The 13,706-nt window shown below is 24.6% G+C and carries 8 protein-coding genes and 1 pseudogene; 2 read left to right on the top strand and 7 right to left on the bottom strand.

Going from position 1 to position 13,706, the window contains the following annotated elements:
* Window positions 1-40 precede the first annotated feature (40 nt).
* On the bottom strand, window positions 41-1,297 hold the full coding sequence (locus DIC82_01295) for a histidine kinase (protein ID AWK49810.1): 1,257 nt from the start codon (window positions 1,295-1,297) through the stop codon (window positions 41-43).
* Between the two features lie 211 nt (window positions 1,298-1,508).
* A complete protein-coding gene (locus DIC82_01300) occupies window positions 1,509-2,066 on the bottom strand; it encodes an accessory regulator AgrB (protein ID AWK49811.1) in 558 nt (185 codons plus the stop codon).
* A gap of 596 nt (window positions 2,067-2,662) precedes the next feature.
* On the opposite strand from DIC82_01300, the gene DIC82_01305 reads away from it, so the two are divergent.
* Entirely contained in the window at window positions 2,663-3,223 is a 561-nt protein-coding gene (locus DIC82_01305; GenBank protein AWK49812.1) for an SAM-dependent methyltransferase, read from the top strand.
* A gap of 328 nt (window positions 3,224-3,551) precedes the next feature.
* Here DIC82_01305 and DIC82_01310 read toward each other — a convergent pair whose 3' ends face one another.
* From DIC82_01310 to DIC82_01320, 3 genes and pseudogenes are all read right to left on the bottom strand, one after another.
* The gene (locus DIC82_01310; protein AWK49813.1) at window positions 3,552-3,992 is read right to left on the bottom strand and encodes a dUTP diphosphatase; all 441 of its coding nucleotides are present in this window, start codon (window positions 3,990-3,992) and stop codon (window positions 3,552-3,554) included.
* Window positions 3,993-4,142: 150 nt separating this feature from the next.
* A complete protein-coding gene (locus tag DIC82_01315; protein ID AWK53005.1) occupies window positions 4,143-4,499 on the bottom strand; it encodes a hypothetical protein in 357 nt (118 codons plus the stop codon).
* Between the two features lie 144 nt (window positions 4,500-4,643).
* Window positions 4,644-10,006: pseudogene (locus DIC82_01320) on the bottom strand (GGDEF domain-containing protein).
* A 149-nt stretch (window positions 10,007-10,155) separates the two neighbouring features.
* On the opposite strand from DIC82_01320, the gene DIC82_01325 reads away from it, so the two are divergent.
* Window positions 10,156-10,872 carry a polysaccharide deacetylase gene (locus tag DIC82_01325; protein ID AWK49814.1) on the top strand — a complete coding sequence of 239 codons (717 nt, stop codon included), beginning with the start codon at window positions 10,156-10,158 and terminating at the stop codon, window positions 10,870-10,872.
* A gap of 88 nt (window positions 10,873-10,960) precedes the next feature.
* Here DIC82_01325 and DIC82_01330 read toward each other — a convergent pair whose 3' ends face one another.
* Together DIC82_01330 and DIC82_01335 are read right to left on the bottom strand one after the other, a co-directional pair.
* Window positions 10,961-11,485 carry a tryptophan transporter gene (locus DIC82_01330; protein ID AWK49815.1) on the bottom strand — a complete coding sequence of 175 codons (525 nt, stop codon included), beginning with the start codon at window positions 11,483-11,485 and terminating at the stop codon, window positions 10,961-10,963.
* Between the two features lie 466 nt (window positions 11,486-11,951).
* Window positions 11,952-13,694 carry a GGDEF-domain containing protein gene (locus DIC82_01335; GenBank protein ID AWK49816.1) on the bottom strand — a complete coding sequence of 581 codons (1,743 nt, stop codon included), beginning with the start codon at window positions 13,692-13,694 and terminating at the stop codon, window positions 11,952-11,954.
* Window positions 13,695-13,706 lie beyond the last annotated feature (12 nt).

The following is a 13,706-nucleotide window of genomic DNA, read 5'->3' on the forward strand; positions in this document are numbered from 1 at the left end:
AAATGATTTATTTTTTGATTCTGCCTTATCTTTATGTAATTTAATTAATAGGTAAAACAATTTTAAATTCAGTTGCAATATCGGTACTCTTAACATATATTTTCCCATTATTACTTTCTATCAAGTCTTTAACAATACTTAATCCATATCCATGGCTATTATCAGTATTGTCTTTTGTTGTAAATCCAACTTTAAAAATATCTTTTAAATGATCTTCTTCTATTTTAGGTCCATTATTTTCTATTTTTATTACGACATTGCCTAAATATTCATAACTTTTCGCAATTATTATCCCTTTACCGTTCATTGCTTTAATTGCATTATTTACTATATTGGATATTACTCTATAATACTCCATTTCATCCATCTTTATTAAGTTAAAATCACATTTTTCCTCTATTATTACATGTATTCCTTTATCTATAGCCGGCTTTAGCGCCAATGATAATAATGATTGTTTATTTTCACCAACTTCTACAGCTGTTGGTATAGAATCATTATTGTTTATAATATCTTTTAATGATTTTTTTAAATCATCAAATCTTTCCATAAGACAAAGTCCATATAAATAAGAAATTTGTGCTCCATAATCATGTTTAATTTTACTAAGCTCATTGTTTTTGATTTCTAAAGCTTCATTCATTTCAAAGATTTGCTTTGATTTCTGTTTTATTTTCGCAAAATATTTTATAATAAATATTAAAAATATACATAAAATTGTTATTATTATATTTTTCAACAGTTTTGACTCATCATTATAAATTATTAAATAAAAGGCTACAATAAAATCTAAACAAAAACTTGTTATTATTAATACGATCATATTAATTTTTTCACTAACCATTAATTTATATAATTGTATAAATTTATCTATATATCTTATGCATAAGTATGCCAATAAAATTTGAGGAATATATATAGTTAAAATCTGTGCTATATACTCATAATCTACTGATACTAATTCTTTTATAACCCCAAAAAATAAATTATTAAATATAATAGCATTAATCAATATAAAGCAATATATTAACGTATATGGTGTTAATGCTCTGAACCTATCCTTTTTATATAGTATAATTATCAATACTAAACATGCTATGTGTATTATAAATACACATACTGAAAGGTTACCCCATATGCTTGTAAAGCTGCTATTTATAACCAAAAAAGTTATAGTCATTAATGTTAATTTCAGTTTATTTACTTTGCTTTTACCGCTTATACAAGATTCTACTGAATAAGAAAAAATCATCGCTTGAATCATAGAATTTATTATATCTATTGCCAATAACGCCACTAAACTTCCTCCTTAGTTAATTTCAATATAACTTATCTCAATTTTTTCATAGATTCAGGCATTTCTTCAATCCCTACTGAACCAGCTGATGCTGGACTAAATATAATCATTGAAATTGATAATAGCTTCAATGCTTCACCTAATATTCTTTTAATTTTCATAAAATCTATCTCCTTTTAATTTTATAATTTACCATTGACAATTATAAATTTTAGCTTTCTCTTTTATTAAACATTAGTGCAGTATTAAATAAGATTGTCCAAGTTATTAATGAATAATAACTACTATAGTTATATAAAGCTATAGATATTACACAAAGTATTATTATATTTCTTAATCCTCTAATCCTATTTTTGATTATCAATTCGTGGCGCGTAATTGGCATTTTAGGATTTATTACTGGTGCTTGATTCCATATGCAAAATATGCTTAGGAAAATTAAGATGCAATTACTTATAAAACTAAGATTACATTGCAAACTTAAAATCAATATTCCAGCTGTTAATAGCATTGTAGCTATAAAACACTTAATTTGCGAGTCTTCATGATAACCTCCTATAAAAGGTTTAGTTACACACATTATCGCTAAAATAATTGTAACTTCTTTAAAATATCCAAATAAAGAAAAAATAATTATTGAGCACGTCATTTTTATTGATTCAAATAAAATAGTTTTTAAAGCATATTCCATTTGTTCAAGTTCATCTTTGCTATAATTTTCATTAGTTGCTATACTATTTATAATTTTTTTAGAAACACTTCTCACCATTTTTATCTCACTTTTACATATTTAAAAATTTACATATAGTATAACCTCTTACTTGTTAATTCTCAACATATTTGTTATGTTTTCACTTGCAAAAGTTGTTATAATATAAACATTAACGTCATAAAAAAAGAACTTTATTTTATCTATTCTTTAATTTTTGTCCATATAATAGATTAAGACATATGCAAATGTTAGTAATTGAAATACTAAATTTATTCCATCTATAATATTTAATACTAAATACTTCCATATCATTTCATATTTATACTTTATCTCAAATCCTTAATAAATTCAAGCATTTTTCTGCTAATTTCTACAAAAACATTATATTTTAAATAATGTAATCATTTAATAATATATTTTTTTGTAAATAGCCATCGGTAAACCTACACTTATTTCATAATGTATATGTTTCAATTTTAATTCTTCAGTAAAATCATATGACTATAGGTTATTTTTTTCAATATATATCTTGCTTAAATAAATATTGCAGTCAATTATTTTATGAACTTATTGTTGTGAACATTGAACAATGTTAATATAATGTTGTTCAATAATTGAACGGTATTGTAGATTAAATTTAGGAGGATAGATTTATGGAAAACATGTCTTATTGGAAAGAAGTTTGGGAGAGAAAAGGAAATGGTAATACTAAATCCTTGGAAGAATTGGATGGTTATGAAGATACTTCTGCCGATGTAAAAGAAATAGCAAGACAAATTGTTAAAGAATTAGATATTAAAGAAACTGATAAAGTATTAGAAGTAGCTTGTGGTGCTGGCGGATTAGCTCAATATATAAAATGTGGTGAATATGTTGGGGTTGATTATTCTACTTCCCTTGTAAAAAAACACATAGAGCTACTTAACAATTCCGTTTTACATGGCGAAGCAAATGATTTGATTTTTAAAGATAAAACCTTTGATAAAGTAATTTGCTTCGGAGCATTTCATTATTTTCCAAATCAAGAGTATGCAAAACAAGCAATTGCTGAATTAAAAAGAGTTGCTAAGGAAGCAATATTTATTGGAGATTTACCACTAACTTCACATAGAGATGAACATTTACTTTATGATAAAAAAGATTTCATCGATTGGAAAATCATGGATGGATACTATAATCCATGTAGATTCAATGTTTCTCTAAAATTGATTTAATTCATACACCACGGTTATTATGCAACATATATACTCAAGGTGAAAATTAGGATTAATTGAATAAACTACCGAACTGAAGGTCATGCATTTGTTCGGGTTACATCAGAAGATTTTGTTGGCTGTGCTTCTTGATTATAAGTTGTTCCAAAACGCTTGTTCAAAGCTTGCCTTTGAGGCTAGAATTTTGGGCACAACTTCTAATCTTAGAAGCACCCAGCAAAATCTTCAGTAACCGTAACAAACGCATACCATCCCTTTAGGTTTATTAGTAGTAAATTTTAATTCTTACATTACTGCAAGTCTTTTTATGTTTCGCAATACCCGTAAATTATCTTGTTCCTGAAGATCCGAATCCCTTATCGTTTCTTTCACTATCTGATAATTCTGATGTTTCTATTATGTTAACTTTAAATACAGGCTTTATTACCATTTGAGCAATTTTCATTCCTTGTTCTACTTTAAAAATTTCATTACTGTGGTTGATTAAAATAACTCCAATTTCCCCTCTGTATCCTTCATCTATAGTTCCTGGTGAGTTCAATGTAGTTATTCCACTTTTTAATGCTAAACCACTTCTTGGTCTTATTTGAGCCTCTGTATTTTTAGGTAACTCTATCTGTATTCCTGTATGTACTAAGCCTCTTTCCCCTGGATTTAAAGTCAGTTCTTGTACTGCATATAAATCTAATCCTGCATCTCCTTCATGAGCATAATTAGGTATTACAGCCTTATCATTAATTTTCTTTATTTTTAATATATACTTTTCCATTTTAACACCTACTTTAAAATTTTATATTGATTATGATTATATCTCACTTATAATCAATTCACAATTCATAATTAACAAATAAGTACATAGAGTAAGTTGGAAAAATAAAATAAGAAAGCTATATTATTATAAAAATATAGCCTCCTTATTTTAAATACAATGCTTATGTTTATTTTGTGATACATTTTTTTTAATTCTATTAACTATAATTAGTTTCTGTTTTTTATTAACACTATCTATTATTATCTCATTCCAATTTATATACTTAGGTTTTTCAAAATATCTTTTATCTATAATTTCTATTATTCTATAGCATCCTTCTTCAACTTCTGAAAAAACAACTTTCCCTTCTTCATCTGTTATTTTAGATGTAATAAGAACTGGAGATAACCCATTTATTTTATATAAATTAATTTTCACCCCCTGAAAACATTCATTTTCTCCACAATCCAATATTGATGTAACTACAATTTCTCCATTCTGAGCTTTATTATCTTCTTCTGACATTTCAATGTTAACACTATCTATATATCTATTTTTAATTTTAGAAATAGTATCATCCATAAAAAATTCCTCTTAACTTTATTTCTCTCTATATAATATGATTAGAAAAATTTTATGTGATTATGATTTTATATATCTTAGGCATGTTCAAAAAAAGATTGGAATACCTATTTCTGCAAAACAATTTAATAAATTATAATCATTACAGATAAACTCTTTTTTATTTACTGAAACAGATAGATATAAAAGAGCTAAAATTTCACCATTGCATATTATTGGAGCTATACAAACAGATCTCCAATCAGGCATTCCGTGTTGGTTGTAGTTGTCCATACTTTCCCAGTCAACTAAGTATCTTCCCTTTTCTTCTTCAATACTTGTATAAATTAATTTATAGTTGAATTTTTCAACTACACACCAGCCATCATTTGATCGTTGCTTACTATACATATCAACGATTTTTTTATCCTTTACAATAAATACTGTAGATGTTTCACATTCAATGCACTGCATAATTTTTAAAGTAAATTCATAAATCTTTTCTTCTTTATTGCCTCTATATTTAACTATATTAGCTACTTCTTTTAGAATTGAAGCCAAATTATAGTCTTTTGTTGCATTACCTGATAAAACTCCAGTTAAATCATTATTAGTGCTACAGCTTGTTCCATAATCTTTATCCCAAAGAATATATCTGTTTTTCCCTTCATTCTTTGCTTTATATAATGCTTGGTCTGCTCTTTCTATTATTTCTTTATTATTTAATGATTCATTGGCACTCATTGCTATACCAATACTTATAGTAACTTTCCTTCTATCTCCTAAAATCTTTGCATTTTCAACATTTATTCTAATTTTCTCTGCCATTTTTATAGCCTTTTCTTTATTTACATTAGGTAAAAGTACTATAAATTCTTCGCCTCCATATCTTCCTATGATATCTCTCTTGCCTATACACTTCTCAACTTCTTTTGTTAGCTTAACTAGAACTTCATCGCCTGTTTGATGCCCATATTTATCATTTACTCCTTTAAAATCATCAATATCAAACATTATTACAGCAAATTCTCTTTTTTCTAGTCTTTCACTATCTAGCAAGAATATTAGAGCCTCTTCAAAATATTTTCTATTATATACTCCCGTAAGCTTATCTAAAGTAGAACTTATTGTAAGATTATACTTTTCTAATAAAAAGGTTAAAAAGGGTTTAAATTTTTCTATTGTTTTCTTTGATTCAGCATTTATATAATTTACTGCATTATTAGTAATTAGAATTAATCTTGCATTGATTCCAGTACTACTATTTATATCTTTTTCTCGATTTATTATTTTCATATACATACAGGCTTTTATGCCGTCCTTCAACACCTTATTATCTAATTGATAAAATCTCAAATCATTATTGCAAATGAAAAATATATCTTCTTCTGAATCTAATTTCAATGAAAAATATCTATTCATTTCATTTTTATCACTAATCCTATAGGTGCATATAACTTCATTTTCTCCATTATTATTTTCCGTAACTATCATTGCCTTATCTGCTAATGTTAATCTTGCCATGTATTTCATTACATTTTCTATATTACTAATGCAATCATTGGAAAATCTATCAAATACCGTGTAAATGTCACTTAGTTCATTATAATAACATTTTTCATATGAATTTTGCATTAACTTAAATACATATTCATTACCTAATATATTTGTTAAGTCTAATTCATTTAAAACTTCATTTATTTCTTCATTTCTTTTCATAAATTCAATTTCTTTAAATTTCATATTAATGTTTAAATCACTAGTTAAACATTTTATAAACAACTTACGAGTTTTTAAAAAACCACTATTGTTTATATATAATATTTTATCATTTTCTGCTAATGCATTGATCATATCTGTATGGAGTGCTATAGACTCATAATAATAATTCATTGCCAGTTGATTACACTTAAGTTCACTATATTTTTCTCCAACCATAGTATATATATCAGCTTTAATTTCTTGATTATTTATAAATGCACATATTCTTAGAGCTTTATTTATTAGAAAGTTATAATAATTTTTATACCTAAAATTAAATTCTAAAAAAATATATATTCCTTCTAAGTTATAATCTTTTGGATACTCTTTAAGGTCTAAAAATAATTTTTTAGCGAAATCATAGTATCCTAATAATAAAATTCGTCTTATTGCACTTATTCTAATTTCAAGTTCAATATCTGTGTTTTGTAATTTTATAATTTTATGATTCAATTTATTATATACATTTTTTATATCATCTTCATTCTTACACTTATATAGCATAAGCTCATAATATTTACAAATTATGGTTTTATAATGAAGATTTTGAGTATTAAATATTAATGTATATATTTTTTTTAAATGCTCATATGCAACAGCATAATTACAAACCAACAAATTATATAGGGCATACGTATAGTTTGAATTAATTACATCCTCTTCTAGTAATTTAATACCTCTCCGCATTTGATTTATTAAATAATAATATTGTATCGCTAATTTTATTTTTCTTGATTTTATATACAATAAGCAAAGTTCATTACAAATATTAAAAGAATATGACTCTATGCCTTCTTCTCTTTCTCTTTCTAATGCTCTCAGTAAATATTCTTCTGCATCATCATACTTTTTTTCTTGACTATAAATCTTTGCAGTATAAATTAAACCTAATATTTCTTTTTTATATACCTTATATTTATTGCTTAGCTTTGTAATTTCCAAATATTTTTCTAAAATTATTTCATTAGAATCTCCATCTTCCTTGCAAATGCATGCATCAAGTAATTTGCTAGATAGTTCCCCATTAATATTATTATTATTTATAAATATTTCAATTGCATATAAGCATAATTTTCTAGCTTCTTTATAATTTTCTTTTTTTATATTCTCCCTTGCAAGAGTAATTGTTACCCAACCATATATATCTTCTTTTATTTTATTTTCTTTACATATAATTAGTGCTTTCTTTGCATTAATTAATGTTTGTTTATGGTTATATTCTGACCTATATTTTAATGAAAGTGCATAATAATAATATACTTCACCCTTAGGATAAAAGTTTATATCTAATAATCTTCTAATACAATTCAAAGAATAGTCTATTCCAGTATCCATATCTGTGATATCATAAATTTTTATAATTATCATTTCAAGTAATGTATATATCTGTATGTCTAATTCATCATTTTGTACTGCAAATTGATTTGCTTTTTCGAAGTATTTATAACTTTTTTCATGATTTGATTTTTTTTCATAAAGTTTTGCAATATCTATAGCCACTTGACTTGAATTTAAATTATCAGGATACTTTAAAGCTTTCTTATAATAAGATATTGACTTTGTTGTGTCTGCCAATAAATCTTGTACTTTTGCATATTTTAATATATAAAAATATGCTTTTTCATAATTTTTACCTCGTTCTAAATGAATTAAAAATTCTTCTATATAATAATCTGTTTCAAATAAAATTTCTTCAAAGAAAATAGATGCATTATAATGCATTTCTATCTTTTCATCTTTACTAATCTTTAAATACAATATATTTCTTAATAAATTATTTGTAAATCCTACAAGCATACCTTTATCACTTATCTTATCTGCTAGAAAACCTTTTGATTTCAATACTCTGTAAACTTCTATATTTTCTGGTTCTGTTATTATATATTTTAATATTATTTTCTCAGATAATGGAGTTTCAAAAATTGATAATTTTTTTAGAATACTGATTTCTTCTTTATATAATGAAGAAATGTTTACTTCTAATTTTTCTTGTAGCATTTTTGGTATTAGTATATCCTTTGCTTTAATATTAGTTTTCCACTCACCAAAAGCTTCATCAAAATATAAAGTTTTGTTTTCATATAATTCTTTTATTACACCACTTATGTATTCTGGACTCCCTAAAGTCTCAGAATGTATTTTTACTGCTAATTTATTAATTTCTTCATTTGTATTTATCATACCTTTAATCATTTTAGTTGTATTGTATTGATTAAAATAATTTATTTTGTATTCTTCATATTCTTCTAATTCTTTAAGATCCCTTATAAATCTTAAAAATTCCTCATCACTTTTACTTTCATTCATGGAAAATATTATCATCACATTTTCTAAGTTATTTCCTAAAAAGGCAATATATCTAATAAATAATTTAAAGACTTCATTTCTTTTATCCAAATTATCTATTAATAAAACAAATGGTTTAGTCATCGTATACTCAGTTATAAACTTACCAATTCTATTAATCAACTGAAGCTTTTGTTTCTTTTCATTATTAATAGGATCATTTTTAATCAAAATTGATATAAATTTTTTTATATAAATTTCATATTTATCTATTAAATTCTTGTCTGTCTTTTCATAAATATAATTTAATATAGTATTATATTCATACTCTTTATTAATATTTTCATTTATTAAATCTCCAGTATATATAATATCTTTAAAATACTTACTTTCTAATTTATATTTAATTTCTTCTAAAAGCCTACTCTTTCCACTTCCAGCTTCACCACTAAATGCTATAATTTTATAATTTTCTTTACTTTCTAATATTTTTTGAAAGTTTTTTTCTATTATTTTTATCTCTTCCTCCACACCAATTATATCCAAATCGGTTTCGAGTTTATTTAATGCGGAACTCATAAATAATTTATAATTCTTTCGCATTTTATTATTTATATCTTTTATAAAGTATTTAAGCTTAAATGATTTGTTGATGTTGTTTACTTGATTATATATTTTTTTTATATAATTTAATTCTTTTAACTGATTCTTAAGATTTTCTTCAGTGAACATTTGATTGAATAAGTTTATAACTTGTTCTATATTATCCTTATTTTTATTTACGTCTTCTCTAATTTCAATATTACATTGATAAGGTAATGAATTTATGGATGAAGTTAATAAATTAAATTTATTTATTTCATGTTGTAATAAATTTTTTATTTTAACCTTAATATCATTTTTTTCATTAGGAATTAATATTATATCTTTAATTGTAATATCATCAAATATATATCCTTGCATATTTAATGTATTAATAGCTGCACATAATTCCATAAATACATCTAATTTTTTATGAGAACTGCATTTTTTAAGATAAGTTTGAGTATTAATTTCATATTTAATATGTTCCATTAAATATCCATATTGAGGTTTATCTAATTTTACACCGTTAAGACTATAAATTATTTCAATATTAATAATATTAATAACATTATCAAAATTTAAATTTCTAATTGTTTTAAATTTACTTAATAAATATTCTCTTGTTTTTTCATATGTAAAATCATTTTTTAAAATACACAGCACATACTTATTATTTTTTTCTATATCTATAACTAGGTAGTTTGAAAAGTTTTCTTCACTACTTATCTCATATTCTATTAAATACTTATTATTCACACTTCTCAATATTAATTCAACCCTTTTCCTTTATAAATGTTTCACTTTATAAATCCAATTGTAATTATACCATATTTTAGCATGTGCCCAAAGTTTATTATATTTAAGTATCCGTCTCTTTAATTCTTAATTTTAAAAATCTAAAGCAATTTATCTCCTAGTAAATATTTTAATATAATAAATATTATTGCACATAATATTGTTATACAAAAATATTTATGAAGGTGATTATATGAATTTAAAATTTCTTAAAAAATATATTCCAATTATTCTAATCATAATTACAATAATTAATTACCAAGCAATTAATACTATTACTGTTGATGCTAGTGAACAAAAAATAATATATTTGACTTTTGATGATGGTCCTGCTGGAAAAGTAACTAAAAATATATTAGATATACTAAAAAAAGATTCTGTTCCTGCAACATTTTTTGTAATCGGAAGCCAAATTAAAGGTCAGGAAAATTTAATAAAAAGAATGTATGATGAAGGTCATTCTGTTGGTCTTCATAGTATGAGTCATAAAAAAATTTGTCTTTATTCTTCTGATGAATCATTCTTAAAAGAAATGCTTGATACCCAAGAAACAATAAATTCTATAGTTGGTTTTAAACCCACCATATTAAGATTTCCTTTTGGTTGCAATAATAATTATTATAGAATTTCTGAGTCCATGGTTAATTTACTTCATAAAAATAATTTAAAGATTTATGATTGGAACACTGATAGTGGTGATGGTGCAAATCCTAACTCTAATCCTAGTGTATTTATTAAAAATTCTAAAAGTAATAAAGATTCTGTATTCTTGCTAATGCATTGTGCATATATGAGTAAAAATTCTGTTAAAGCTCTGCCTGATATAATTAAATATTATAAAGATAATGGATATGAATTTAAAGTGATTGATGAAAATACCCCTGAAGAATTTCACTTCATAAAAAAATAATACAATATATAAACTAATAAGTAGAATAGAAGGCTTATTCACCCTCTATTCTACTTATTATCATAAATTAATATTTTTTATCATTTCTCTATTGTTCCACTGCATAAGCACCAGTAATTGCTACTGATTTTTCTATAACCTTAAATAATATAATACCTACTATTACATTTAATACTGCTGTTGGTATAACTACAGTCGTAAATAAAAGACTTAATTTATCAAATGGTATTCCACCAAGCATCATTAATACTGTTATGAAAATAGTTCCACTAATCAATGTTCCTATTGGTAGTAAAATACTAATTTGTTTCAATTTGCTCAAATTTTCTCTTAATGGAATTAAAACTAAATACATAATATTAGAAGTTATAAATTTATCTATTATATTAGGTAATTGACCACCTGGCGTTTTAGTCGTTAGTGCTGCAAATACACCTACTATAATTGCACATATTAATGTAGTTTTATAATCTTTATTATATACTATTATTATAAATAGAATTGCTAATGATAAATCTGGTTGCATTGGTACCCCAAGTAGAGGTGTAAGTTGATGTAAAATTGCCCCTATTGCTATTAAAATTGCATTTGTAATCATTCTTTTAGTATTCATTATAAAAATCCCCCTTGTTAATATTTAATATTTATTTCTATGGTAAAATCACTTTCTTTCATAACATAACTATCACGTCCCTATTTTTAAGTATAAAAAAAACTCCGTCCTATAATTAATAGGACGGAGATTATCCGCGTTGCCACCTAGATTGCATAAAATGCCTCTCATTTCAGATACATACATATCTTATTCGCTATAACGTGCGACTTACGGCTAAACTACTCTCATAAGATTTCATATCGCTCCTCAAAGGCCCATTCATCATTAACTTCCGTACTGAAATCTCACTATCTTCAGCTCTCTTTGACATTGTATCATGATTACTATCCCTTTTCTTAGGATTTATTTTATACTGTTATATTATATTCATAAGACTTATTTGTCAACACTTTTATTTAGGCACATTGAAAAAAATAACAAGTAAGCACTCTAATATATTACTTTGTTATTTTCTTTCACGTGCCTAAATTTCTTTTCCAATTATATTTTTTATTCCATCAAACATTCTAGGCTTACTAAAATAGTATCCTTGAACAACATCACATAATATTGTTTTTAAATACTCAACTTGAGATTTCTCTTCAACTCCTTCAGCAACTACTTCTATTCCTAATTGATGTGATAAATTAATGATATTTTCTACAATGCATTTACTTTTAGGATTGCTCATTAAGTCAATTACGAAGCTTCTATCTATTTTTAGTACATCTATTGGCAATTTAGTTAAATAGTTTAAAGATGAATATCCAGTTCCAAAATCATCTAAAGCTATACTTACACCCAAGTTTTTAATTTCTTCTAGAATTTTCACATTCTTATCAAAAGATTTCATGAGCATACTTTCCGTAATCTCAACTTGAATATATTTAGGGTTAATTTTATATTTATTAATTAAACTTTTAAATTCTAATAAAACAATATCTTCTCTAAGTTGCATTTCCGATAAATTAACTGCTATTTTAAAATTATCATTTCCTTCATTTAAAAGAAATTTTGTTTTTTTAAACACTTCCTCCAAAACAAAACTTCCAATTGGAACTATCATTTTTGAATTTTCTGCAATTGGAATAAACTCTGTTGGGCTTATCAATCCAAATTCATGACTTTCCCATCTAGCCAAAGCCTCAAATCCATTAACTAAAGAATCATCTAGTGATACTTTAGGCTGGAACATAACATATAATTCGTTATTCTGAAGTGCAGTTCTTAAGCCTTTTTGTAAACTATAAACTCTATTTAACTCAACTGAAAGATTATCATCAAAAAAATCACATTCATTCTTCCCATTTTTCTTAGCTTCATACATTGCTGCATCTGCATTCTTTAATAGTGTATTATAATCCATACCATGATCTGGAGATAATGAGACTCCAATACTTGCTGTTAAATAAATTTTCTTTCCATCTACAATATTAGGCTTTTCAAAAGATTTGATTATGTTATTACATAGTCCTATTATTTCCTGTATATCAGTTATGTCCGGTTTAAATAATAAGAATGTATCTCCACTATATCTAGATACTAATACATCTTCTTTAACTGATTCTAATATAATATAGCTAACTTCTTTTAGTAATAAATCTCCAAAATTATGCCCAAAGGAGTCGTTTACATATTTGAAATTATCTAAGTCAATTATTATCATAGCTGATCTTGCATTATTATCTACATTATTTTTTAACAAACTAGAAACTATATTTTCAAAAAAATAGTTATTAGGTAGCCCTGTAATCCTATCACATTGAATTATTGAATTTATTGTCTTATCATTTATTGATTTTCTCCAGTTTTTCATCCAAGAACTTAAATTATTATATTTTTGATTTAAATCTCCCACTAAATAAATAGTTCCAATAAAATAATATTTATAATTATTTTGAATTACTTTTCCAACAACAATGAGTTCAATAATCTTTCCTACATTATCTATAATTTTGCATCTTTGTTCTACTTGTTCTCTATTTATATAACTTTTGCGTAAATCTCTATTAAAAAAGCTTAACATACTTTTTTTATCTTCTTCGCAAATAAAATTCATTAATTGCTCTAGAGTTTGATTTTTTACATCATATTCTTTAATAATATCTATTATCTTATCATCAACTATTAACTTAGACTTTGATGTATCCCAAATTATAGTAATTCCATCAATATTTGATGAATCCGCTATTTGTTCATAATTTAATTCAAGTTCAGTATTAATCATGTACATACAATC

Origin of the sequence: Clostridium beijerinckii (assembly GCA_003129525.1) — a bacterium.
Lineage (GTDB): Bacteria > Bacillota > Clostridia > Clostridiales > Clostridiaceae > Clostridium > Clostridium beijerinckii_D.

Excerpts from the sequence above, each read along its gene's own strand:
- DIC82_01300 (AWK49811.1), bottom strand. The coding sequence starts at position 2,066 with ATGGTGAGAAGTGTTTCTAAAAAAATTATAAATAGTATAGCAACTAAT.
- DIC82_01305 (AWK49812.1), top strand. The coding sequence starts at position 2,663 with ATGGAAAACATGTCTTATTGGAAAGAAGTTTGGGAGAGAAAAGGAAAT.
- DIC82_01310 (AWK49813.1), bottom strand. The coding sequence starts at position 3,992 with ATGGAAAAGTATATATTAAAAATAAAGAAAATTAATGATAAGGCTGTA.
- DIC82_01315 (AWK53005.1), bottom strand. The coding sequence starts at position 4,499 with ATGTCAGAAGAAGATAATAAAGCTCAGAATGGAGAAATTGTAGTTACA.
- DIC82_01325 (AWK49814.1), top strand. The coding sequence starts at position 10,156 with ATGAATTTAAAATTTCTTAAAAAATATATTCCAATTATTCTAATCATA.
- DIC82_01330 (AWK49815.1), bottom strand. The coding sequence starts at position 11,485 with ATGAATACTAAAAGAATGATTACAAATGCAATTTTAATAGCAATAGGG.
- DIC82_01335 (AWK49816.1), bottom strand. The coding sequence starts at position 13,694 with ATGATTAATACTGAACTTGAATTAAATTATGAACAAATAGCGGATTCA.